The sequence below is a fragment of the Cupriavidus sp. 09_S30 genome (assembly GCF_056930435.1).
This window is the reverse complement of record NZ_JBXOWI010000001.1, coordinates 4,022,832-4,046,241: the sequence shown is the minus strand read 5'-3', so window position 1 is coordinate 4,046,241 and position 23,410 is coordinate 4,022,832. Positions and strand designations below refer to the sequence as shown.

Here is a 23,410-nt window from a genome sequence, read left to right as displayed (position 1 = left end):
AGTTTTATGGCCAAGTTTTTTATCGACCGGCCGGTGTTCGCCTGGGTGGTCGCGCTGATCGTCATGCTGGGCGGCACCTTGTCGATCCTGAAGCTGCCGATCGCGCAATACCCCAACATCGCGCCGCCTACGGTGTCGGTGACCGCCACCTACCCCGGCGCCTCGGCGAAGACGCTCGAGGATTCGGTCACCAGCGTGATCGAGCAGGAGCTGAACGGCGCGCCCGGGATGCTCTACTTCAACTCCACCAGTGAGGCCACCGGCCTGGCGACCATCACGATCTCCTTCGAGCCCGGCTCGAACAACGATCTGAACTCGGTCGAGGTGCAGAACCGCCTCAAGCGCGTGGAAGCGCGCCTGCCGGCGGAGGTGCGCCAGCAGGGCGTGCGCGTGGACAAGGCCGGGAACAACTACATGATGTTCCTGACCGTGGCCTCGAAGTCGGGCCAGACCGACGCGATCACGCTGGGCAACTACGTGTCGGCCAATATGCTCGACTCGATCCGCCGTGTGGAGGGCGTCGGCCAGGCCGACCTGTTCGGCACCGAGTATGCGATGCGCATCTGGCTGGACCCGGCCAAGCTGACCGGCTTCAACCTGACGCCCAAGGACGTCACCGCTGCCGTCTCCGAGCAGAACGTCCAGGTCGCCGTGGGCGAGCTGGGCGGCACGCCCTCGCCCAAGGGCACCGAGCTGAACGCCACGGTGACCACCGAGAGCCGCCTGACCACGCCCGAGCAGTTCGCCAACATCCTGCTGCGCGTGAACCCGGACGGTTCCTCGGTGCGCATCCGCGACGTCGGCAGAGTCGAACTGGGCGGTGCCGACTACTCCACGCTGGCCCGCACCAACGGCAGGCCGTCGGCGGCCATCGCCATCAAGCTGTCGCCTACTGGCAACGCGCTGGCCACCGCCACGGCGGTGCGCGCCAAGATGGATGAGCTGTCCAAGTTCTTCCCCGACGACTACGAGTACTCGGTGCCGTACGACACCTCGGCCTTCGTCAAGATCTCGATCGAGGAAGTGGTCAAGACGCTGCTGGAAGCCGTGGTGCTGGTGTTCCTGGTGATGTACCTGTTCCTGCAGAACATCCGCGCCACGCTGATCCCGACGCTGGTGGTGCCGGTCGCCCTGCTGGGCACCTTCGGCACGCTGCTGGCGTTCGGCTTCTCCATCAACGTGATCAGCATGTTCGGCATGGTGCTGGCCATCGGTATCCTGGTGGACGACGCCATCGTGGTGGTGGAGAACGTCGAGCGCATCATGAGCGAGGAAGGGCTGTCGCCACGGGAAGCCACCCGCAAGGCGATGGGCCAGATCACCGGCGCCATCGTCGGCATCACGCTGGTGCTGACCGCGGTGTTCATCCCGATGGCCTTCTTCTCGGGCTCGGTGGGCAATATCTACCGCCAGTTCTCGGTGGCGCTGATCGCCTCGATGGTCTTCTCGGCGCTGATGGCGCTGTCGCTGACGCCGGCACTGTGCGCCACGCTGCTCAAGCCGGTCGAGGCTGGCCACCATCATGAGAAGACGGGCTTCTTCGGCTGGTTCAACCGCACCTTCGCGCGCGGCGCCACCCGCTACCAGGGCGTGGTCGGCCGCGTGCTGTCGCGCACCGGCCGCTACATGATCATCTACGCGCTGATCGTCGCTGCCGTGGTGGTGCTGTTCAAGCGCCTGCCTTCCTCCTTCCTGCCTGACGAGGACCAGGGCTACATGATCACCGTGGTGCAGCTGCCCAACGGCGCTACCCAGGAGCGCACCATCGGCGTGCTCAAGCAGATCGAGGACTACTACCTGCAGAAGGAAAAGAAGGTGGTGGACCAGATGATCACGGTGGCCGGCTTCTCCTTCTTCGGCCGCGGCCAGAACGGCGGTATCGCCTTCGTGCGCCTGAAGGACTGGAAGGAACGTACCGGCCCCGGCGAGACCGCCCAGGCAATGGTGGGCCGTGCCTTCGGCGCGCTGTCCGGCATCAAGGACGCGATCATCTTCCCGCTGAACCCGCCGGCGATTCCTGAACTGGGCAACTCCTCGGGCTTCGACTTCCGCCTGCAGGACCGCTCCGGCCAGGGCCACGCCAAGCTGATGGAAGCGCGCAATATGATGCTCGGCATGGCGATGAAGAATCCCGCGCTGGCCGGCGTGCGTCCGGAGGGCCAGGAAGACGCGCCGCAGCTGCAGATCGACATCGACCGCGAGAAGGCGCGCGCGCTCGGCGTGTCGGTGTCCGACATCAACACTACGCTGTCGATCGCCTTCGGCTCGACGTACGTGAACGACTTCATCTACGAAGGCCGTGTGCGCAAGGTGATCGCCCAGGCCGAAGGCAGCGACCGCAAGCTGCCCGACGACCTGAGCAAGCTGCGCGTGCGCAACGCCAACGGCGACATGGTGGCGTTCGCGGCCTTCTCCACCTCCAAGTGGGTGATGGGCTCGCCGCGCCTGGAGCGCTACAACGGCGTGCCCGCGGTGAAGATCGCCGGCCAGCCGGCGCCCGGTCACAGCACCGGCGAAGCGATGAAATTGATGGAGGACATGTTCGCCAAGCTGCCGCCGGGCTTCGGCTACGAGTGGTCCGGCCAATCGTATGAAGAGCGCCTGGCCGGTTCGCAGGAGCCGATGCTGTACACGCTGTCGATGATCATCGTGTTCCTGTGCTTGGCCGCGCTGTACGAGAGCTGGTCGATCCCGGTCGCCGTGCTGCTGGTGGTGCCGCTGGGCGTGCTCGGCGCACTGCTGGGCGTGACGCTGCGCGGCATGCCCAACGACGTGTACTTCAAGGTCGGCCTGATCGCCACCATCGGCCTGTCGGCCAAGAACGCGATCCTGATCGTGGAGTTCGCCAAGGACCTGCAGGCGCAGGGCAAGGGCCTGATCGAAGCCACGCTGGAGGCGGTGCACCTGCGCTTCCGCCCCATCCTGATGACCTCGATTGCCTTCATCCTCGGCGTGATGCCGCTGGCGATCGCCTCCGGCGCGGGCTCGGGCGGCCAGCGCGCCATCGGTACCGGCGTGATCGGCGGCATGATCACCGCCACGTTGCTGGCCATCTTCCTGGTGCCGGTCTTCTTCGTGGTGATCCGCAAGCGCTTCGGCGGCAAGCGGCAGCCGGCGCTCGAACACGGGCACGAGCAGGGCTGGAACGAGCCGAAAAAGGAAATCTGACATGACCAAGACACTGACCGCACTGCTGCTGGTGGCCGGCGTCCTGTCCGGCTGCACGATGGCGCCGCACTATGAGCGCCCCGCGGCGCCCGTGGCCGGCGGCTACCCGGCCGCGCCGGAAGGCTACGCCACCGCCGAGGTGAAGAGCGGGGAGACCCGCCGTGCCACGGAGATCGGCTGGCGCGAGTTCTTCCACGATCCGCGCCTGCAGGTGCTGATCGCCACCTCGCTGGAAAACAACCGTGACCTGCGCACGGCGGCGCTGCGCATCGAGGAAGCGCGCGCCCAGTACCAGGTGCAGCGTGCCGACCTGCTGCCCACCGTGAACGGACAGGCTGGCTTCACCCGCCAGAACATCCCGAAGGCCCAGTCGACCTTCGGCCAGGCCGTCACGTTCCAGAACTACCAAGTCGGCCTCGCCGTCACCTCGTACGAGCTGGACTTCTTCGGCCGCGTGCGCAGCCTGTCCAATGCCGCGCTGGCACAGTACTTCGCCACCGAAGAGGCGCACCGCTCTGCGCAGATCTCGCTGGTGTCCGAAGTGGCCAAGGCCTACCTGTCCGAGCGCGCGTTTGCCGAGCAGTACGACATCGCCGCCAACACGCTGAAGACACGCCAGGACACCTACGAGCTCAGCAAGCAGCGTTTCGCCGCGGGCGCCACCTCGGCGCTGGACCTGCGCGATAACGAATCGCTGGTGGCCCAGGCGCGCGTCTCTGCCGCGGAGCTGGCACGCCAGCGGGCGCAGGCGCAGAACGCGCTGGAGGTGCTGGTGGGCAAGCCGATCGGCAGCATCGCGGACCTTCCCGCGCCGATGCAGCTGTCGGATGAACGCATCATCAGCGACATCCCGGAGGGCCTGCCCTCGGACCTGCTGGAGCAGCGACCCGACATCCGCCAGGCTGAGCAGGAACTGCTGTCGGCGAACGCCAATATCGGCGCGGCGCGCGCGGCCTTCTTCCCGCGCATCACGCTGACCGGCAGTGTCGGCACGATCAGCCCCGGCTTCAAGAGCCTGTTCGACGCCGGTACCGGTGCCTGGTCGTTCGCGCCGCAGCTCGTGGTGCCCATCTTCGACTTCGGCCGCAACAAGGCCAACCTCGATGTGGCCAATGTGCGCAAGAACATCCAGGTGGCGGCCTACGAGAAGACGATCCAGACGGCCTTCGCGGAAGTGGCCGATGCGCTGGTCGCGCGCGGCACGCTGGAAGACCAGGTGGCAGGCCAGGAGCAGGCACGCGATGCCGAGGCGGCGCGCTTCGAGCTGTCCACCATGCGCTTCAAGACCGGCGTGTCCAGCGAGCTGGACCGTCTCGACGCGCAGCGTCAGCTGTTCAGCGCGGAGCAGGCGCTGATCCAGGCGCGGCAACTGCGGCTGAACAACGCCATCGACCTGTACCGCGCGCTTGGCGGCGGCCTGGTCGAGAGCGGCACCGTGGCCGCGGCGCCGGCGCCGCAGGCAAGCCGGACTGAGTAAGCCGTAGGCAGTAAGCAGGATGGAGCGGCCTTCGGGCCGATCCCGCCAGATTGGGCGAAGCGCGCAAGCGCTTCGCCCTTTTCTTTGTGCGCCCGCAACGTGATCCGCCGCCTCGCGGATCGCGGCTATCATCAGAGCACATCGGCCCGCTGGGCGACCGCGTCACCGGAGAATCACATCATGCCGTACATGCTGCTGATCATCGAACCCGTCGACCAGCGCCGCGGGCGCACCGAGGCCGAGGGCCGCGCCGTCTATGCGCGCATGCAGGGCTTTGCCGGCGCCTTGCGCGAGCAGGGGCTGCTGCTCGGCGCGGAGTCGCTGCGCTCGCAAGCCGACGCAGCCCGCGTTGTGGTACGCGACGGCCGCCCGCAGGTGATCGACGGTCCCTTCGCCGAAGCCAAGGAAATGGTGGGCGGCTATTTCCTGGTCGACTGCAAGACGCGCGAGGAAGCCATCGCGCTGGCGGCCGAGTGCCCCGCCGCAGAATGGGCAACGGTGGAGGTGCGCGCGCTGGCGCCCTGCTATGACGACTCCCTGCACTCGGGCAACCCGATCGATCCGGTGCAACCGCTTGCCGGCCCGGATGCGTGATGAGCGCCACGCCCGACGGTGACGCGCACGGCGTGCCCGCCGCCGCGCAAGATGCCGCGCACCGGACCGTCGCCGCCGTCTGGCGCACGGAATCCGCCCGCATCGTCGGCGCGCTGGCGCGGCTCGTGCGCGACGTGGGCCTGGCCGAGGAACTGGCGCAGGATGCGCTGGTGGCCGCGCTCGAGCATTGGCCCGCCGACGGCTTGCCGGACAATCCGGGCGCGTGGCTGATGGCCGCCGCCAGGCACCGCGCACTCGACCACCTGCGCCACGGCAAGATGCGCGCGGCCAAGCTGGCGCAGCTCGGCCACGATCTCGAAGCCCAGGAGGCGACCATCGTGCCGGACTTCGTCGATGCCCTGGATGCGGCGCGCGCCGACCCGATCGGCGATGACGTGCTGCGGCTGATCTTCACCGCCTGCCATCCGGTGCTGCCTGCACAGGCGCGTGTGGCGCTGACTCTCAAGCTGGTGGCAGGCTTGTCCACGCAGGAGATCGCCCGCGCCAGCCTGGTGCCGGAGGCCACCATCGCGCAGCGCATCGTGCGTGCCAAGCGCGCGCTATCGGCCGCGCGCGTGCCCTTTGCGCTGCCGCCGGCCGAGGCGCTGGGCGAGCGGCTGGCCTCCGTGCTCGAGGTGATCTACCTGATCTTCAACGAGGGCTACACGGCCACCGCCGGCGAGGACTGGATGCGGCCCGACCTGGCCGCCGAGGCGCTGCGGCTGGGCCGCATGCTGGCGGAGCTGGCGCCGGACAGCGCCGAAGCGCACGGCCTGGCCGCGCTGATGGAACTGCAGGCCTCGCGCGCAGCGGCACGGACCGATGCCGAGGGGCGCCCGGTGCTGCTGGCCGACCAGGACCGGGCGCGCTGGGATCGCCTGCAGATCCGGCGCGGCCTGGCGGCACTCGCGCGCGCCGAGGGGCTGGGCGGCGCGCAAGGCCACGGTCCCTATGCGTTGCAGGCGGCCATCGCTGCCTGCCATGCGCGCGCAGCCACTGCGGCGCACACCGACTGGGCGCGCATTGCCGCGCTGTACGACGAACTCGCGCGCGTGGCGCCTTCCCCCGTGGTGGAGCTCAACCGTGCCGTGGCGGTCGGCATGGCCAGCGGACCTGCGGCCGGCCTGGCGATCGTCGACAGTCTGCGCAAGGACAAGGCCCTGCAGACATACCAGTGGCTGCCCAGTGTGCGCGGCGACCTGCTGGCCAGGCTCGGCCGGAACGCGGAAGCGCGTGCCGAGTTCGAACGCGCCGCGCGCCTCGCCCGCAACGCGCGCGAGCGGGAACTGCTGCTGGCGCGCGCCGCTGCGCTTGGCGACTGAGCCGGGCGGCAACGCTGGACTAGGTCCTGGAGCGCATCCGCATCCAGTTGTCGAGCGGATTGCTCGGGAAGGCCGATGCTTGCTCGTGCGTGCCGCCGGGCACAGGCGGGCTTGCCAGCGCCGCGCGCGGTGCTGGCAAGCTCTCGCTGCGCGTGCTTTGCGGTGCGCGCCGCGCGCGCTCGGTGGCGGGTCTGGCTGCGCCCTTGGCGAGCGTCTGCTCAGCGGCCTGGTCGGGCTGCCGTGCCTGGAGCGCCTCCCGCGTGTCGGCCTGCAGGCGCTCGCCGATCTCGAACACGTCGTGCAGCGCGCCGTGCTGCTCTCCGGCTGGCGCCGGCGCTTTCAGCGCGGCCACCACCATGGCGCTGAGCCAGGCCAGCGTGTGCGTATCGCGCAGGGGCTGTCCCGGCGCAAAGGCGGGCATCCGGTGGTCCGGATCGCCGCCCGCCAGCACGCCGGCGAGCGCCTTGAGGGCGAAGTGCAGTCGCCAGCCCAGCTCCTCGCGCGGCAGCTCCGGCAGCGCGCGCGCGAAGGCCTCGAAGAAGCGGTCGAATACGGGCGCGTAGTGCGCCTTCAGGTACGACTGGATGAAGGGCGAAGGGTCGGAATACACCCGGCCCAGCAGGCGCAGGAAAGCGGGGCCGCCGCACTGGGGCTCGCCCGCCATCTGCAGCGCGGGCACGAACAGCGCGCCCATCACATGCTCGCAACGGAGCTCCGTTCCGGGCCACCTGGCCTCGCAGGCGTCGAGCAAGGCCAGCCGCCGGGCATTGAGCGGATCGAGCCGGCGGCCGAGCACCGCCTGCATCATGATGTCCTTGCTGCGGAAGTGGTAGTTGACCGCGGCCAGGTTGACGATCGCGCGGGATGTCACCTGCCGCAACGAGGTGCCTTCGTAGCCGACCTCGATGAACAAGCGCTCCGTAGCATCGAGAATGCGTGCCTTGGTGTCTCCCACCGTGCTTTTACCGGTCTTCATGGGGGCATCTCTCTTCTTGTCTTGCGTGGACCCCGGCAGAGTGCCAGGCCTCGCGCCCTTTGCGGCAAACGGACGCCTGAAACGGCTGTACGAAGCCTAGCGACGGCGTCAGCCGTTTCACAAGTGCAATATTCGAGGAATTCCTCTATGTCGCGCGGCTACAATGGGCCAGCCCGTTCGCCCATGTTTGCCCGCGCGACACATGCTGTGCCGCGGGCCGTTCCCCATGCATATCCATTGGCTCGAAGACTTCGTCTGCCTGGCCCAGGCCGGCAGCCTCGCGCGCGCCGCCGAGCTGCGCAATGTCACGCCGCCCGCCTTCGGCAGGCGCATCCAGGCGCTCGAAGTCTGGGCAGGCGCGCCGCTGATCGATCGCAGCGCCTTCCCGGTCCGGCTCACCGCCGAAGGGCGGCAGTTCCTGGAGGCGGCGCAGGACGCGCTGGCCAGGCTCGAGGAGGCGCGTGTGGCGCTGCGCGCCAGCCATCGCGCCGATGCCGCCACCTTGACCATCGCCACCGGCAAGACGCTGGCGCGCTCGCTGGTGCCGGGCTGGCTGGCGGGGCTGCGCCAGGCCTTGCGCCACGATCCCGAGGCGGCGGGGTTCCGCACCCGGCTTTCGACCTTCCCGATGCATGATGCGCTGGCCATGTTCATCGAAGGCGATGCCGACTTCCTGCTCTGCTACAGCCCGCCCGACCTGCCCGTCACGCTGGACGACGCGCGCTACCGCTTCCACGCGGTCGGCGTCGAGCGGCTGGTGTGCGTGAGCGCGGCCGATGCGCGCGGCGCGCCGTTGTTCCGGCTGCAGGCGCACGGCAAGGGCGCGCCGGTGCCGATGATCGCCTACGCCGAGACGCTGACGCTGGGCCGCATCGTCAACCAGGAGATCGCGCGGCGCAAGCTGGCGCCGCGGCTGGATGTGATCGCGGTCAGCGATTTCGCGGAGTCGGTGCACGAGATGGTGCGCCAGCGCATGGGCCTGGCCTGGCTGCCGGCCAGGCTGATCGCCGACGACCTGCATGCGGGCCGGCTCGTGCGCGCCGGCGCCGAGGCTGGAAGCGAGGCGGACCTGGCCCTGGATATCCGGCTGTACCGCCCGCGCGCGCCGATGCGTCCGTTGGCCGAGGCCTTCTGGCGCGCCGCCTCGGCGGGCTGAAGGGGCCACGCGGCCCGGCAGGCGCTGCCCGTCCTGCACGAGGCCAGTCGGCATCCTCATCGCCACCGGCATTGCCGGATCGGCAAGGCCCCTTGCCAAACGGGCACGGCCGGGTGCGTCGCGCTCAATAAGATTGCCATGAGCCAATCCCCCCAAAGAGCCGAGGAGAATCCAACATGAGCCGACTGCTGCGCGCGACCTGCGCCGCCACCCTGACCTTTCTTGCCGCCGCCGTCAGCGGCAGCGCCCTGGCCGACAACTGGCCGTCCAAGCCGATCAACCTGGTGGTGGGCTACACCGCGGGCGGCAGCGTCGACCTGGTGGCGCGCACCGTCGCGCCGGAACTCGGCAAGCGGCTCGGCCAGAGCGTGGTGATCGAGAACATGGGCGGCGCCGGCGGCACCATCGGCGCGGCCAAGGTCGTCAAGGCCGATGCCGATGGCTATACCCTGCTGATGGGCTCGGGCAGCGAAGTGTCCATCGCCCGCCTGACCAATCCGGCTGTCCGCTACGACGGCGAGAAGGACCTGGCGCCGATCACCTTCGTCGGCACCCAGCCGATGGTGCTGGTGGGCAAGAACGGGCTGCCGGCGAAGAACGCGGATGAACTGATCGCGCTGGCCAAGTCGCAGCCCGGCAAGCTGTCCTACGCCTCCTCCGGCGTGGGCACGCCGCTGAACCTGGCCGGCGAGCTGATCAAGCAGCAGGGCAAGGTCAACATCACCCACGTGCCGTACAAGGGCGCTTCGGCCATGTCCACCGACCTGCTCGGTGGCCAGATCGACCTGGCGGTGATGGTGCTGTCTTCGGCGCTGCCGCATATCCACGCCGGCCGCATCCAGGCCTACGGCGTGACCGAGGCCAAGCGCTCGGCGGCCGCGCCCAATGTGCCGGCGCTGGCCGAAAGCAATTCGCTCAAGGGCGTCAACATGGGCGTGTGGTTCGGCCTGATGGCACCGGCAGGCACGCCGCGCCCGGTCATCGACCGCCTCAACACCGAGATGCAGGCCGTGCTGGCCATGCCCGAGGTGAAGAAGAAGCTGGCCGAGGCCGGCGTGGAAGTGGCGCCGCGCGCCCCGACCCAGTTCGCCGCCTTCGTCAAGAGCGAGACGGCGCGCTACCGCACGATTGTGCAGGCTGCGGGCATCCACGAATAAGGACGGGGGACCGGGGCCAGGGCCCGCATACCGCGATGGTTTTCTCCCCTCTCCCGCTTGCGGGAGAGGGGCCGGGGGAGAGGGCAGGCGCTTGCGAATGGCGACGTGCTGGATAACACCGAGGGCTTCGTCTTGGCGCTGGCGTGCTGGACAACACCGACGGCTTCGTCTGTACGTGGCGCCTTGCTAGACCACCCCTCTCCCCCTCCCTCTCCCCATGAGGGGAGAGGGAGCCAGGACACTATGCTTGGCCGACGGTGTTGGTGCATCTTGTCGGCTTCGTCTTTGCCTCGGCGTGCTGGACCACACCGTTGGCTTCGTTATACGTGGCGCCTTGCTAGACCACCCCTCTCCCCCGCCCTCTCCCCATGAGGGGAGAGGGAGCCAAGACTTCATGCTTGGCGACCGATTTTGGCGCATCTTTTCCGCTTCGGCTGGCGTCGTGCAGACGCTCGCCATGCGGCGTTCTTCTCCCCCCAAGCTCAACGGAACACAGGCCGTACCATGACTCAAGACCGCCCCACCTTCGATGCCTATCCCGTCGAGGTCGAATTTCCCGACATCCGCCCCTATGCCGCGGGCAACGCCGGCATTCCCTACGTCTACACCTTCGACAGCGGCGTGGCCGGCCCCCATGTGATGGTCAACGCGCTCACGCACGGCAACGAGGTGTGCGGCGCCATTACCGTGAAGGGCCTGCTCGACGCCGGCCTGCGCCCGCGCCGCGGCCGCCTGACGCTGGCCTTCGCCAATGTCGAGGCCTTCCAGCGCTTCGACCCGGCCAGCCCCGACGCCTCGCGCTTCGTCGACCAGGACTTCAATCGCGTCTGGACCGCCGCCATTCTCGATGACGCCGGCCGCGACTCGGTCGAACTGCGCCGCGCGCGCGCGATGCGTCCGCTTATCGACACCGTCGATCTGCTGCTGGACCTGCACTCGATGCATGAGAAGAGCCGCCCGCTGATCGTCTCGGGTCCCCTCGACAAGGGCGTGGCGCTGGCGCGCGCGTTGGGCACGCCGGCCGACGTGATCGTCGACGAAGGGCACCCCGAAGGCAAGCGCATGCGTGACTACGCGGATTTCGGCGACGCCGCCAGCCCGCGCAATGCCCTGCTGATCGAGTGCGGCCAGCACTGGGAGCGCGCAGCGGTTGAGGTGGCGCGCGACAGCGCCGCGCGCTTCCTGCTGCAAGCCGGCGTGGTCGATGAGGCCGACCTGCCGGCCGGCTGGCTGCGTCCCTTGCCGGCGGCGCAGCGCGTGGTGCGCGTGACCGAGCCGGTGGTGGCCACCAGCATGGATTTCCGCTTCGCCGGCCCCTATACGGGCCTGGAGACCTTCGCCGAGGCGGGCACGGTGATCGGCTGGAGCAATGGCGAGCCTGTGCGCACGCCCTACCCCAACTGCGTGCTGGTAATGCCGTCGTTGCGCCAGTTGCGCCCCGGCGTGACCGTGGTGCGGTTGGGCCGGCTGGACGGCTGAGCCGGCGCGCGCCCGGTTGTCAGGACGGCTATCAGGACGGTTGCGCGGGCGCCGGCGCCGAGGCGGCGGCCGGGTCCGGCGCGACCAGGCGCGGCGAATCCGGGAACAGCTGGCCGACCAGGTCATCGAGCTTGGCGGCCGGCGCCAGCAGGTTGCTCAGGTTGACACCGCCCGCACTGCGGTTGGCGTTGAAGACCGCCTTGCCGTTGCGCCTGCCCTCGCTGTAGACGGTGATGTCGGCCGAATCCAGGAAGGTGTTCCAGTAGGTCTGGCGGGTGGCGAAGTAGACCACGGTCAGCGGGCACGACTCGATCGGCGCGTCCGGCGGCAGCATCCGCACGTCGAAGCCGCGCGCCCTCAGGGCATCGCGGAATTCCGGCAGGTAGGCGTTGCGCGCGGCGGCGCTGCTGATCACGCACAACAGCGTGTTGTCGGCCGGTTGCAGCGTGCTGGCGGTGGTGGCGTTGCGCGCCAGCCCCTCCACCGGGGTGACGGCCTGGTAGGTCGAGCAGCCGGCGAGGATCAGGCCGAGGCCGGCGGCGAGCAGTGCTTTTTGCATGGGATGTCCTGGGTCGGTCGGCAGGCGCCCGGCCGTGCCCGGCGCGCAGGGCCGGGCCGCCCTGCGGCCGCCTCCAGCGGCAACTGTATGCCGGCGGTGCCGCCGGCAATGGCCAGAACAGAGGGCAAAAGCCGCGGCAAAGCGTGGTTAGCGGCTCAAGCAGGCTGCGATCCGCAATCGGCCGATGCCTGCCGCCCTTCTCCGCACCCTTCTCCGCACCCTTCCCCGCGCCTCGACCGGTGCCCTGGTTCCTGCCGGGCCGGTCCCGCCTAGTTCGCGCCGCCGCGTACCAGGCAATCCACCAGCAGCGGCGCCTCGTCCACCAGGCCCGCGCCATTGCATTCCACCGCCACCTTCTGGCCGCGCCGTACCATGGCGGCGCGCTGTTCCACTACGCAGGTGCGGCTGCCCGGGCCGCAGATCTGCTGGTCGCGCAGGCGGGCGCGCACGACCTGGTTCGGGTCGCTGCTGCGGATCTCCAGATAGACCGCTTCGCCCTCGTCGCGCCGCACGCCGCTGGCGACGCCCTCGACGATGAAGTAGTTGCCGCGATAGCGGTCGTCGGCCGCGCCGCCATTGTCGCGATAGTCGTTCAGGATGGCATCGGCCTGGTACTGGGGCAGCCGGTCGGCGGGGCGCGCCGGGTCGATGCTCACGGGATCGAGCACGCCATTGCGCGGCACGCCGCGCGGCAGGCTGGCGGCCTGTTCGCCCGCCGCGCCGCCGTTCAGCGGGTCACTGGCGGAGGCATCCCGGCCCTTGTCATTGCCGGCAAACCACAACAGGGCCAGCACGGCCACGGCGACGGCGATGACAAGGCGTTGCTGCGTACGGTTCAACATCTCTTCTATTCCTGCTTGGTCAACATGGCGGGCCGTCGTCGCCGGCGCGCCATTCACTTCCAGTTCTTTTGTCCTTGGCGCGGCCCCGCTACTGGCCCGCCGCCTCAGGCCCCTCTCAGGCCGTCTCCAGTTCCTGCGCCAGCCCGCACACGCGCTCGATCGATGCCACCGCATGCGCCACGCCGCGCTCGGCGGCGATGGCGAGGCCCAGGCGCCGCGCGCGCTCGCGTGTGCCGGCTTCGTCGACGAAGGCCAGCATGGCCGACAGCTTGCGCGCATCGATGCGGTGGCCTGCCACGTAGCGTGGCGCCACACCCAGCGCGGCCAAGCGGCCGGCCCAGAAGAACTGGTCGCCGGCGAACGGCAGCACGATATGTGGCACCCCGGCGCGCGCTACCGCGTGCGTGGTGCCGGCGCCGCCGTGGTGGATGGCCGCCGCCACCTGCGGCAGCAGCCAGTCGTGCGGCGTGGCGCCGATCACGTGGAAATTGTCCGGCAGCGCGCCCAGGCCGATGCCGCTCCAGCCTGGATAGAACAAGGTACGCCGGCCGCCGATGGCTTCCACCAGCGCCGCGACCATCTTCCTGCGGTCGAATCCCGCCATGCTGCCGAAACCCACATACAGCGGTGCCTCGCCGCGCGCCAGGAATTCCTGCAGCGCGGCCGGCGGCTGCCAGCCGGCGCGCGGCGGCAGTGTCCACGCGCCGCATACCTCCCATTCCGGCTGCCAGTCGCGCGGACGCGGCACCAGATGGGGCGACATGCCGTACAGCGCCGGATAGTCGCGCCACATCGCGCGACGCGGCGCCTGGCCGCACACGGCCTGCCGCGCGGCGTTGATGGCAGGCCGGAACAGTCGCCACAGCACCAGGTCGATCAGCCGGTGGCTGGCCAGGTTGACCCAGCCGGGCAGGCGCCGGGGCGGCAGCAGTGCCGACGGAAACTCGCGCGTCGGCGATAGCGGCCACATGGCGGCGGCAATCGCCGGCAGGCCGAGGTGTTCGGCCACCGACAGCCCCACATAGGCGGCCAGGCCGGAGAACACGATGGCGTCGCGTCCGCGCGCGGCGGACAGCAGCCGGGCCATCCAGCCCGCGGTATTGTCCTGGGCGATGCGGGCAAAGGCGCGCGTCGCATCCGTCACGTTGCCGCCCTCGGTCATCAGCTTGTGCAGCACCCCGCCCGGCGCCAGCGTGGCCTGCATGTCGCCCTCCAGCGTTTCGAAGGGGATGCCGTACCCGGCCGCGGTGGCGGCCGCGGCGCGCTCGCCAAGCACCAGCGCCTCATGGCCGGCGGCGCGCAGGCCGCGCGCGAGGGCGAGGATGGGGCGGCAGTCGCCTTCGGTGCCGAAAGTGATCAGAACAACTCGCACGTGGCAATGGTTCCTGGCTGGTACCCGGCATGGCGCGGGCATGTGGCGCGATCCGGTGCGCGCCAGCCGCGATAGTAAAACCCGCTGGCTTCAAATTCCTTTCGGCGCGCAGCGGTGTTGCCGGGCGAGCAGGTGCCCGCCGGGGCGCCGCTGTCGCGACGCCACAGTGTATAGGAGGTGAGTTCGGGGAGAAAGGTGAGGTTGGCCGCACATGCCGCACATGCGGATCGCCGGGCTGCGCCGGCGAGGCGGCCGGGCCGGGCGCGCCCCGTGGCGATGCACGGGGCGCGCCGCTGGCTCAGCGCGTGCGCGCGGGGGCGTTTTCGCGGTTGGCGTTGATCACCGTCAGCGCCGCCATATTGATGATGCGGCGCACCGTGGCGCTGTTGGTCAGGATGTTGACCGGCGCGTTGGCACCCAGCAGGAAGGGGCCCACCGCCACGTTGTTGCCGGCCGCGGTCTTCAGCAGGTTGTAGGCGATATTGCCCGCATCCACATTGGGGCAGACCAGCAGGTTGGCCGCGCCCTTGAGCGGCGAATTCGGCAGCACGCGCGCGCGCAGCGCCTCGTCCAGCGCGCAGTCGCCGTGCATCTCGCCGTCGATTTCCAGGTCCGGCGCCTGCGCCTTGACCAGTTCCAGCGCGCGCTGCATCTTGGCGCCCGAAGCCGAGCTGCCCGTGCCGAAGTTCGAGCGCGACAGCAGCGCTGCCTTGGGCGCCAGGTTCAGCCGCGCCATTTCCTGCGCCGCGGCGATGGTGAACTCGGCGATCTGCTCGGCGCTCGGGTCATCGTTGACGTGGGTGTCGACCAGCGCCAGCGTGCGGTCGTCCAGCAGCAGGATGTTCATCGCCGCATAGGTTTGCGCACCCGGCTTGAGGCCGATGAGCTCGTCGATATAGCGCAGGTGGTCGTGGTAGGCGCCCACGGTGCCGCAGATCATGCCGTCGGCGTCGCCCAGGTGCACCATCATTGCGCCGATCAGCGTCAGCCGGCGGCGCATCTCCACACGCGCCATTTCCTTGGTGATGCCCTTGCGGCACATGCGCTCCCAGTACGTGGTCCAGTACTGGTGGAAACGCTCGTCGTACTCGGGGTTGGTCACTTCCACGTCCTGGCCCAGGCGCAGCCGCAGGCCGTACTTCTCGATGCGCGACAGCAGCACCTCGGGACGTCCCACCAGGATGGGGTGTGCCAGCTTCTCGTCCACCAGCACCTGCACCGCGCGCAGCACGCGCTCGTCCTCGCCCTCGGTGAAGACGATGCGCGCGCGGCCGCCCTCGCGCACGATCTGCTTGGCCGCGGCGAACAGCGGCTTCATGAAGGCGCCGGAGCGGTAGACGAACTGCTGCAGCTGTTCGGTATAGGCATCCAGGTCGGCGATGGGCCGCGTGGCCACGCCGCTTTCCATGGCCGCCTTGGCCACCGCCGGCGCGATGCGCACGATCAGGCGCGGATCGAAGGGCTTGGGGATCAGGTACTCGGGCCCGAAGGCGACGCCATAGCCGCCATAGGCCGCGGCGACGACCTCGTTCTGTTCCTCCTCGGCCAGCGCGGCGATGGCGTACACCGCGGCGTGTTCCATCTCCGGCGTGATGCTGGTGGCGCCCACATCCAGCGCGCCGCGGAAGATGTAGGGGAAGCACAGGACGTTGTTGACCTGGTTGGGGTAGTCAGAGCGGCCCGTGGCCACCACCGCGTCGTCGCGCACGGCGTGCACGTCGGCGGGCACGATCTCGGGGTTCGGGTTGGCCAGCGCCAGGATCAGCGGCCGCGCCGCCATCTTCGCCACCATGTCCTGCTTGAGCACGCCGCCGGCCGACAGGCCGAGGAAGACGTCGGCGCCTTCGATCACCTCGGACAGCCGGCGCGCCTCGGTCTTCTGTGTGTAGCGCGCCTTGTGCGGGTCCATCAGCTCGGTGCGGCCCTCGTAGACCACGCCGGCCAGGTCGGTCGCCCAGATGTTTTCCACAGGCAGGCCCAGGTCCACCATCAGGTCCAGGCAGGCCAGCGCCGCCGCGCCCGCGCCCGAGGTGACCACCTTGACTTCGCGGATGTCCTTGCCCACCACCTTCAGGCCGTTGATGAAGGCAGCCGAAACGGTGATGGCGGTGCCGTGCTGGTCATCGTGGAAGACGGGGATCTTCATGCGCCCGCGCAACTTCTCCTCGACGTAGAAGCACTCCGGCGCCTTGATGTCTTCCAGGTTGATGCCACCGAAGGTGGCTTCCAGGCCGGCGATGATGTCCACCAGCTTGTCCGGGTCGGTCTCGTTGATCTCGATGTCGAAGACGTCGATGCCGGCGAACTTCTTGAACAGCACCGCCTTGCCCTCCATCACGGGCTTGGAGGCGAGCGCGCCGATATTGCCCAGGCCCAGCACCGCGGTGCCGTTGCTGATCACGCCGACCAGGTTGCCGCGGCCGGTGTAGCGGAAGGCATTCATCGGGTCGGCCACGATTTCTTCACAGGGCGCGGCCACGCCGGGCGAATACGCGAGGGCCAGGTCGCCCTGGGTCACCAGCGGCTTGCTGGCGACGACCGAGGTCTTGCCCGGCACCGGATACTGGTGATAGTCGAGCGCGGCCTGGCGCAGCATGGCTTGGCGGTCGTTCTCTTGCATGGTCTTGGTCTCCTTTGCGGGGCGCCGCGGGCGCGGCCCAGGTGATGGAAGTGCTGCATGATGCCTTTCTAGGCGTTTCCGGCATCGAGCGCACTGGCTTGTGCACCATTCTAGGCAGGGGACATAAGAACAACATTTTGAATTACTATGAAGCCATCATGATTTCCTAATACATTGGCGCTTGGCGAATGGTGGCATTGGAGGGGTTTGACTCAGGCGAAGTGGCCAGGCGGCTTGGCGGGCGCTTGAAGATGCGTCACCTGCGGCTGCTGCTGTCGATCCAGCAGCACGGCTCGGTGACGCGCGCGGCAGAAGCCATGGCCAGCAGCCAGCCCGCAGTCACCAATGCCCTGGCCGAGCTCGAGGCCATGTTCGGCGCGCCGCTGTTCGACCGCTCCGCCCGCGGCATGGCGCCCACCGAGCTGGGCCTGGTGGTGCTGGCCCGCGCCCGCGCCATGACGCAGGACCTGGACCACCTGGTGCGCGACATGGAGGCCGTCGCCGCCGGCCACGCGGCCCATCTGCATATCGGCGTGATCCCCTTCATTTCCGGCCAGATGCTGTCGGCGGCGATCCGCCGCACCCGGCCCGAGGGCGGGCGCCGCCTCACCGTGACCCTGCACGAGGGCACCAGCGACCAGCTGCTGCCGATGCTGCGGGACCATGTGCTCGACATCGTGGTGGCGCGCGCGTCCGCCGCCGTGCAGCGGGACGGGGTCAGCTTCGAAGTGCTCTACCACCAGCAGCCGCGCCTGATCGCCAACCGGCGGCTGGCGGCCCGGCTGTCGCGCGTCGCGCTGGACTGGAGCAAGCTGGCCGAGCTGGACTGGATCCTGGGCGCGCCCAACACGCCCATACGCGAGCAGGTGGGGGACCTGTTCCTGGGCGCCGGCGTGGCGCCGCCCACGCCGATCGTGGAGAGCTATTCGTCCAAGCTGATCGCCGAGATGATCGCCGCCAGCGAGACGGCGCTGTCCATCGTCCCGGCGGACATCGCCGAGGAACTGGTGCGCATCGCCGGGGTCGCCATCGTGCCCTATTCCCTCGGCTGGACGCTGCCGCCGCTCGCCATGTTCGTGCGCGCCGACCGGCCCGGCCGTCCGGTGGACCTGCTGTTCGCCGAATCGCTGCGCCAGGTCTGCCGGGAGGCGCAGGCGCGGCCGCCAGGCTGAGCACAGCCCCGGCCCGCCGCCGCGCGCCTCAGTACACCCACGGAATCAGCCGCCACGTGCGCGCGCGATAGGCCGCGTACTCATCGCCGAAGCGCGTACCCAGCAGCGCCTCTTCCGCATGCATGCGCGCCACCAGCGGCGGCACCATCAGCAGCGCCAGCACGATCCCCGCCACGGAGCGGAACACCAGCGCCCAGCCCAGCGCGTTGATCAGCAGGCCGAGGTAGCTCGGGTTGCGGATGGTGCCGTAGATCCCGCTGGTGACCAGCGTGTGCCCGGGCTGGATCGCCACCAGCCCGCTGAAGCGCTTGCCGAGCACGAAGACCGGCCACATGCGCAGCACGCCGCCAGCGACGAACAGCGCCACGCCGAGCCAGCGCACGCCGTCGCCGCCGAATGTCCACAAGTCGCGCCGGTCGCAATAGGCCGGCAGCCAGCCGGAAAGCAACCCGAGCACGCCGAATACCGCCAGCACCCAGCGGTTGGCGCGGTCCTCCTGCTCGCCCGGGCTGATGTTGCCTTCGGTGAACAGGGCGGCGACGGCGAGCACCAGCGTGAAGGCCGCCGCGGTAACCGGGGCGGGCTGCGAAAGAAAGGCCGCCAGGCCACCCGCACCGAGCACGGCCAGGCCGAGATAGGCGAGCGTGCCCGCCAGCGCAAAGAAGGCGAGCCTTGGGGAGGTCTTCATGGCGACGTGTACAGGCATGGCAGACAAAGAAGCTGGGCCCACACACGCAGCTTAGTACAAGGCGGCCGCATGCCGCCGGCTTGGCACGCGCGCCGGCCGCGCTTCAGGCCATCTAAGGCTGCCTCAGGCCGCCCCGCGCTTGCGCAGCAGATAGCGCTGCGTTCCTTCAAGCACGAGCACGCCGTGCTGGTTGTGCACGGTCGAACGCATGGCCAGCACGCCGGTGCTGCGGTTCGGCACCAGCTCGCTCACTTCCAGCGCGCTGTAGAGCGTGTCGCCGACGAAGACCGGATGCAGGAAGCGGCTGCTCTGGTCGATGAATCCCTTCAGCGATTCCTCGACCATGTGCGGGAACAGCCCTGCGCCGGCCGCCGTCTGGATCGCCACCTGGAAGCCATGGGCCAGCATGTGCGGCATGCCGCGTGCGCGGCAGTACTCCACGTCGTAGTGGACCGGATGGTTGTCGCCGCTGGCGAGCTGGAAGGCGGCGAAGATCGCGTCGGTCATCGTGCGCGACGGCAGCACGAAGCGCTCGCCCACGGTGAAATCCTCGAAATACCGCTGCGCGCACAGGCGATGCTGGGCGGGGTCGAATGCTGCGGGGCTCTCGCTTTGGCTCATGCTTCACTCCTCCTTGATATTGGCTGCCTGCGCCACGCCGCGCCATTTGGCGATCTCATTGTCGAGGTGCGTGGCCAGCGCCTGTGGCGTCGGCTCGGACTCGAGCACCAGGCCCATCTCGTAGGCCCGCTTCTGGAGGCCGGGATCGGCCAGCGCGGCGCGCAGGGCACGGTTGAGCGTGCCGATCACGGCCGGCGGCGTGGCGGCCGGCACGAAGGCGCCGTTCCAGGTGTAGGCCTCATAGCCCGGCACGGCCTCGGCGATGGCGGGCGTGTCCGGCGTCTGTGCCAGGCGCGCGCCCATCGTCGTCGCGATCAGGCGCACCGTGCCCGCGCGCACCTGCGCCAGCCCGGTCGGCGCGCTGTCGATCATAAAGGCGATCTGCCCGCCGATCAGGTCCGTCATGGCGGGGCCGGTGCCCCGGTAGGGGATGTGGGTGGTCTTCAGTCCGGCCTTCAGGTTCAGCAGTTCGGTGGCGACGTGGGGCGCGCTGCCGTTGCCCGCCGAGCCGTAGTTCAGCGCGCCCGGATGCGCTTTCGCGTAGGCCAGGAACTCGGCGAGGTTGCGCGCGGGGAACTGCTTGGTCACCAGCAGCACCAGCGGCGCCTTGGCGGCCAGGCCCACCGGCGCGAAGTCCTGCGTGGTGCGGTATGGCAGGCGCGGCACGATGCTCGCGTTGACCGCGTGCGCCACCGTCGTCAGCAGCACGGTGTAGCCATCCGGCCGGGCCTTCGCCACATAGTCGGTGCCGACGACCGTGCCGGCGCCCGTCCGGTTCTCCACGATCATCGGCTCACCGAGCTGCCGGCCCCACTGCTCGGCCAGCACACGCGCGAACGCATCGGTCGGTCCGCCGGCCGCATAGGGCACGACGAGCTTCACCGGCTGGGACGGCCAGCCATCCTTAGCGCCAGCGGCGACCGGCTGGAGCGCCAGCAGCGCGAGCAGAAGAATCGGGGCGCGCAGGCGCGCCGGAACGAAGAACCGCATGCTTTCCCTCCTTGGGTTTGCGGATGGTGCCGTGTCGCCGGCGCGGCGCGCTCAGGCCTGCCAGTATGGCTTGCGCTTTTCGACGAAGGCCGCGATGCCTTCCTTGGCGTCGTCCGTGGCAGCCACATTGCCGAAGCTCTCCACGGCGCCGGCCACGCCACGCCGGTAGTCATTGTCATTGGCGCGCTGGAACGCCATGCGCCCCATGCGCATGACCACCGGCGATTTCGCGCAGAACGTCTGCGCCAGCGCCCGTGCCTCGCGCATGACGTCGGCTTCGGGCACCACGCGGCTGACCAGCCCCAGCGACATGGCCTCGGCGGCGCCGAAGGTGCGCCCGGTGAACAGCAGGTCGAAGGCGCGGTGGCGGCCGACGATGCGCGGCAGGTGCGTGTAGTGGATGGCCGGCGTCAGGCCCACGTCGATTTCCGGGTAGCCGAAGGTGGCCGTATCGGCGGCGACGATCATGTCGCAGTGGATGGCCAGCGTCATGCCGCCGCCGCGCGCGGTGCCGCCCACTGCGGCAATGGAAGGCTTGCCCAGTTGGTAGTGGGCCTCGCTCAGGCCGTTGTACAGCTTGTCGACCAGTGCGTAGCTGCGCGAGGGCGGCGCGCCGTGCAGTGCGTCGAGCTGCAGCCCCGCGCAGAAGCGCCGCGGCACGGCGCTGCCCAGGATGACCGCGCGTACCGCGTCGTCCTGCGCCGCGCGGCGCAGCGCTTGCAGCAGGGCGTCGATCATGCCTTCGTTCAAGGCATTGACCGGCGGGCTCTCGAGCAGGATCTCCGCGACCTGGTCGCGGACTTCATAGGTGACGGCGGACATGGCGTTTCCTCGTGTCATGCGGTGGCGGCGCGAGCGCCGGCCTCCAGGGTGTCGGCACCGGCAAGGCCGGCGGGTTCGGCAGCGGCGGCAGCGGCAACGACGCCGCTTGCCTTGAGGCTGGCGATGGCATCGGGCCCGTAGCCTGCCTGGCGCAGCACCTCGTCGGTGTGCTCGCCCAGCAGCGGCGGCGCCCGGCGCGCCTGGCGGTCCTGGCCGCGGAAGCGCACCGGCAGGCCCATGTTGCGGACCTTGCCCAGCACCGGATGCTCGGATTCCACGACCAGTCCGCGCGCGGCCAGCTGCGGATGCGCCAGTGCCTGGTCCAGGGTGTGGATGGGCGCGCAGGCGACGCCGGCCTTGCGCAGCGTGTCCAGCCAATAGGCGACCGGCTGCGTGGCGATGCGCGCCTGCACCAGCGCTACCGTTTCGTCGAAATGCGCGACGCGCGCTGCGTTGGTGGTGAAGCGCGGAGAGTCGACCACGTCCTGCAGGCCGGCCACCGGGCAGAAGCGCCGCCACTGGGCATCGTTGCCGATGCCGATCATCACCGGACCATCGGCAGCCTCGAACACCTGGTACGGCGCCATGGCGGGATGCGCGGTCCCCATCGGGCGCGGCAGCTTGCCGCTGCACCAGTAGTTCTGCGCGAGATAGCCCATATAGCCCATCGCCGTGTCGAGCAGCGACACCTCGAGGTGCATGCCCTGTCCCGTCTTATCGCGCTCGATCAGGGCGGCCAGGATGCCGCTGAAGGCGTGCATGCCGGTGCCGAGGTCCACCGGCGAAAAGCTGGCGCGTGCCAGCTTGCCGGCGGGTTCGCCCATGGTGCTGATCATGCCGCTGAAGGCCTGCAGCATGACGTCATAGCCGGGCTCCTGTCCCAGCGGGCCCGTGCGGCCGTAGCCGGAGATCTCGCAGTAGATGAGGCGCGGGTTGCTGGCCGACAGCGTGTCGTAGTCCACGCCAAGCCGCTTGGCGGCGCCGCTGCCGAAGCCCTGCAGCACCACGTCGGCGCGGGCCGCCAGCGTCTGCACGATCTGCCTGCCTTCGGCGGTCTTGAGGTCGACGGCGAGGCTGCGCTTGTTGTGGTTGACGGCCAGGAAGGTGGCCGACTGGCCGCGGTCCTGCGGCAGCCAGGCGCGGGTGTCGTCGCCCTGGCCGACCGGCTCGACCTTGATGACCTCGGCGCCGAGCTCACCCAGGTATTGGCCGCACAGGGGGCCGGCCAGCACCTTGCTCAGGTCGAGCACGCGAATGCCCTGCAATGCAATCATGTGTATCCATCCGGAATGGGTCGGGATCGGTCCACGGCCGCAAGCGGACGGAACCGGCTGGACGCGCGGCCGCCATGCGGCCGCACGGGGCGCCCTACTCGGGCTTGATGTCGATCGAGCGCGCCAGCGCGGTCCAGCGCGCGGCGTCGTGATTCACATAGGCCTGCACTTCGGCCGGCGCAACGTGGAAGGGCTCGGCGCCACGCGCGACCAGCGCCTTGCCGTAGTCCGCCTCGAGCGCGCATTGCGCCACCGCTTCGCGCAGCGTCTGCACGATGGCGGGCGGCGTCTTCGCCGACGCCTGCAGCGAGAGCCAGAATTTCAGGTCCAGCGCCGGGTAGCCGGCCTCCTTCAGCGTCGGCACATCGGGCAGCAGCGTGGAGCGCGAGACCGAGGTGATGGCCAGGCCCTTGAGCTTGCCGCCGTGTATCTGTCCGATGCAGGTGGTCATGCTGTCGAAGAGAAAGTCCACGTTGCCTGCCATCACGTCGCTGCTGGCCGGCGCGCTGCCCTTGTAGGGCACGGCCACCGCGGTGAAGCCGGCGGCCTTCTGCAGCAGCGCACCGTAGATGTGGGGCGAGCTGCCCGCGCCGTAGGTGGCGTAGCTGAGGTTGTTCGGCCGCTGCCGGCCGAGCCGCACCAGGTCGGCCAGGGTGTTGACGCCGAGCTTGGTCGGATGCACCACCAGCACGTTCGGCACGGTCGCGACCACGCCGATGGCGACCAGGTCGCGTTGCGGCTGGAAGCGCAGGTCGGGGAACATCAGCGGATTGACCGCGTGCATGCCGACCGTGTTCAGCAGGATGGTGTAGCCATCGGCGTTGGCGTCCAGCACGCTTTGCGTGCCGAGGTTGCCGCCGGCGCCCGGCTTGTTCTCCACCACCACCGGCTGCCCGAGCTTGTGTGCCAGCGGAATGGCGATCAGCCGCGCGACGAAGTCACCGGGGCCGCCCGCGGCGAACGGCACCACCAGCCGGATCGGCCGCGCCGGCCATTGGTCTGCCAACAAAGGTGGCGCAAGCAAGGCGGCGCCGGCGCCTGCCAGGAAGGTACGGCGGCTGAGTCCCATGGTGTCTTTGTCTCCAGCGAAGGTCTGTGCCCGGATTCGCGTACGTTGCGCG

19 protein-coding genes are annotated in these 23,410 nt (G+C 69.5%); 8 read left to right on the top strand and 11 right to left on the bottom strand.

Annotation, left to right across the window (positions count from 1 at the left end; all coding sequences use genetic code 11):
• Nucleotides 1-6: 6 nt before the first annotated feature.
• From AC1Z3O_RS18890 to AC1Z3O_RS18875, 4 genes are all read left to right on the top strand, one after another.
• Nucleotides 7-3,168, top strand: coding sequence for an efflux RND transporter permease subunit (locus tag AC1Z3O_RS18890; protein WP_483517233.1), 3,162 nt, complete (start codon nt 7-9; stop codon nt 3,166-3,168).
• Between the two features lies 1 nt (nt 3,169).
• Entirely contained in the window at nt 3,170-4,645 is a 1,476-nt protein-coding gene (locus AC1Z3O_RS18885; protein ID WP_483517232.1) for an efflux transporter outer membrane subunit, read from the top strand.
• A 180-nt stretch (nt 4,646-4,825) separates the two neighbouring features.
• Nucleotides 4,826-5,239 carry a YciI family protein gene (locus AC1Z3O_RS18880; protein WP_483517231.1) on the top strand — a complete coding sequence of 138 codons (414 nt, stop codon included), beginning with the start codon at nt 4,826-4,828 and terminating at the stop codon, nt 5,237-5,239.
• Nucleotides 5,239-6,561 (top strand): RNA polymerase sigma factor, encoded by a 1,323-nt coding sequence (locus tag AC1Z3O_RS18875; RefSeq protein ID WP_483517230.1) that lies wholly within the window; start codon nt 5,239-5,241, stop codon nt 6,559-6,561. The genes AC1Z3O_RS18880 and AC1Z3O_RS18875 overlap by 1 nt, the downstream gene beginning before the upstream one ends.
• 19 nt (nt 6,562-6,580) lie before the next feature.
• On the opposite strand, the gene AC1Z3O_RS18870 is transcribed toward AC1Z3O_RS18875, so the two are convergent.
• Nucleotides 6,581-7,537: a TetR/AcrR family transcriptional regulator gene (locus AC1Z3O_RS18870; RefSeq protein WP_483517229.1), complete on the bottom strand. Its 957-nt coding sequence runs from the start codon at nt 7,535-7,537 to the stop codon at nt 6,581-6,583.
• 226 nt (nt 7,538-7,763) lie between these two features.
• Here AC1Z3O_RS18870 and AC1Z3O_RS18865 point away from each other — a divergent pair, with 226 nt between their 5' ends.
• The 3 genes from AC1Z3O_RS18865 (at nt 7,764) to AC1Z3O_RS18855 (ending at nt 11,329) form a co-directional block, all read left to right on the top strand.
• Nucleotides 7,764-8,693, top strand: a complete 930-nt coding sequence (locus tag AC1Z3O_RS18865; protein ID WP_483517228.1) for a LysR family transcriptional regulator — start codon at nt 7,764-7,766, stop codon at nt 8,691-8,693.
• A gap of 176 nt (nt 8,694-8,869) precedes the next feature.
• Complete coding sequence (locus AC1Z3O_RS18860) at nt 8,870-9,850, top strand: Bug family tripartite tricarboxylate transporter substrate binding protein (RefSeq protein WP_483517227.1); 981 nt, start codon at nt 8,870-8,872, stop codon at nt 9,848-9,850.
• A 504-nt stretch (nt 9,851-10,354) separates the two neighbouring features.
• Nucleotides 10,355-11,329, top strand: a complete 975-nt coding sequence (locus tag AC1Z3O_RS18855; protein ID WP_483517226.1) for a M14 family metallopeptidase — start codon at nt 10,355-10,357, stop codon at nt 11,327-11,329.
• 31 nt (nt 11,330-11,360) lie between these two features.
• On the opposite strand, the gene AC1Z3O_RS18850 is transcribed toward AC1Z3O_RS18855, so the two are convergent.
• From AC1Z3O_RS18850 to AC1Z3O_RS18835, 4 genes are all read right to left on the bottom strand, one after another.
• The gene (locus AC1Z3O_RS18850; protein WP_483517225.1) at nt 11,361-11,888 is read right to left on the bottom strand and encodes an Sbal_3080 family lipoprotein; all 528 of its coding nucleotides are present in this window, start codon (nt 11,886-11,888) and stop codon (nt 11,361-11,363) included.
• Nucleotides 11,889-12,157: 269 nt separating this feature from the next.
• Nucleotides 12,158-12,730 carry an OB-fold protein gene (locus AC1Z3O_RS18845; protein WP_483517224.1) on the bottom strand — a complete coding sequence of 191 codons (573 nt, stop codon included), beginning with the start codon at nt 12,728-12,730 and terminating at the stop codon, nt 12,158-12,160.
• A 115-nt stretch (nt 12,731-12,845) separates the two neighbouring features.
• Nucleotides 12,846-14,102 carry a glycosyltransferase gene (locus tag AC1Z3O_RS18840; protein ID WP_483517223.1) on the bottom strand — a complete coding sequence of 419 codons (1,257 nt, stop codon included), beginning with the start codon at nt 14,100-14,102 and terminating at the stop codon, nt 12,846-12,848.
• A gap of 298 nt (nt 14,103-14,400) precedes the next feature.
• Nucleotides 14,401-16,722, bottom strand: a complete 2,322-nt coding sequence (locus tag AC1Z3O_RS18835; protein WP_483517221.1) for an NADP-dependent malic enzyme — start codon at nt 16,720-16,722, stop codon at nt 14,401-14,403.
• A 188-nt stretch (nt 16,723-16,910) separates the two neighbouring features.
• On the opposite strand from AC1Z3O_RS18835, the gene AC1Z3O_RS18830 reads away from it, so the two are divergent.
• On the top strand, nt 16,911-17,894 hold the full coding sequence (locus AC1Z3O_RS18830; protein ID WP_483517219.1) for a LysR family transcriptional regulator: 984 nt from the start codon (nt 16,911-16,913) through the stop codon (nt 17,892-17,894).
• Between the two features lie 28 nt (nt 17,895-17,922).
• On the opposite strand, the gene AC1Z3O_RS18825 is transcribed toward AC1Z3O_RS18830, so the two are convergent.
• From AC1Z3O_RS18825 to AC1Z3O_RS18800, 6 genes are all read right to left on the bottom strand, one after another.
• The gene (locus AC1Z3O_RS18825; RefSeq protein ID WP_483517218.1) at nt 17,923-18,582 is read right to left on the bottom strand and encodes a methyltransferase family protein; all 660 of its coding nucleotides are present in this window, start codon (nt 18,580-18,582) and stop codon (nt 17,923-17,925) included.
• 123 nt (nt 18,583-18,705) lie between these two features.
• Nucleotides 18,706-19,203 (bottom strand): MaoC family dehydratase, encoded by a 498-nt coding sequence (locus tag AC1Z3O_RS18820; RefSeq protein WP_483517216.1) that lies wholly within the window; start codon nt 19,201-19,203, stop codon nt 18,706-18,708.
• A 3-nt stretch (nt 19,204-19,206) separates the two neighbouring features.
• Nucleotides 19,207-20,193: a tripartite tricarboxylate transporter substrate binding protein gene (locus AC1Z3O_RS18815; protein ID WP_483517214.1), complete on the bottom strand. Its 987-nt coding sequence runs from the start codon at nt 20,191-20,193 to the stop codon at nt 19,207-19,209.
• A 51-nt stretch (nt 20,194-20,244) separates the two neighbouring features.
• Nucleotides 20,245-21,015 carry an enoyl-CoA hydratase/isomerase family protein gene (locus AC1Z3O_RS18810; RefSeq protein ID WP_483517213.1) on the bottom strand — a complete coding sequence of 257 codons (771 nt, stop codon included), beginning with the start codon at nt 21,013-21,015 and terminating at the stop codon, nt 20,245-20,247.
• 14 nt (nt 21,016-21,029) lie between these two features.
• Nucleotides 21,030-22,289 (bottom strand): CaiB/BaiF CoA transferase family protein, encoded by a 1,260-nt coding sequence (locus AC1Z3O_RS18805; protein WP_483517212.1) that lies wholly within the window; start codon nt 22,287-22,289, stop codon nt 21,030-21,032.
• Nucleotides 22,290-22,383: 94 nt separating this feature from the next.
• Nucleotides 22,384-23,358: a Bug family tripartite tricarboxylate transporter substrate binding protein gene (locus tag AC1Z3O_RS18800; RefSeq protein WP_483517211.1), complete on the bottom strand. Its 975-nt coding sequence runs from the start codon at nt 23,356-23,358 to the stop codon at nt 22,384-22,386.
• Nucleotides 23,359-23,410: the final 52 nt, after the last annotated feature.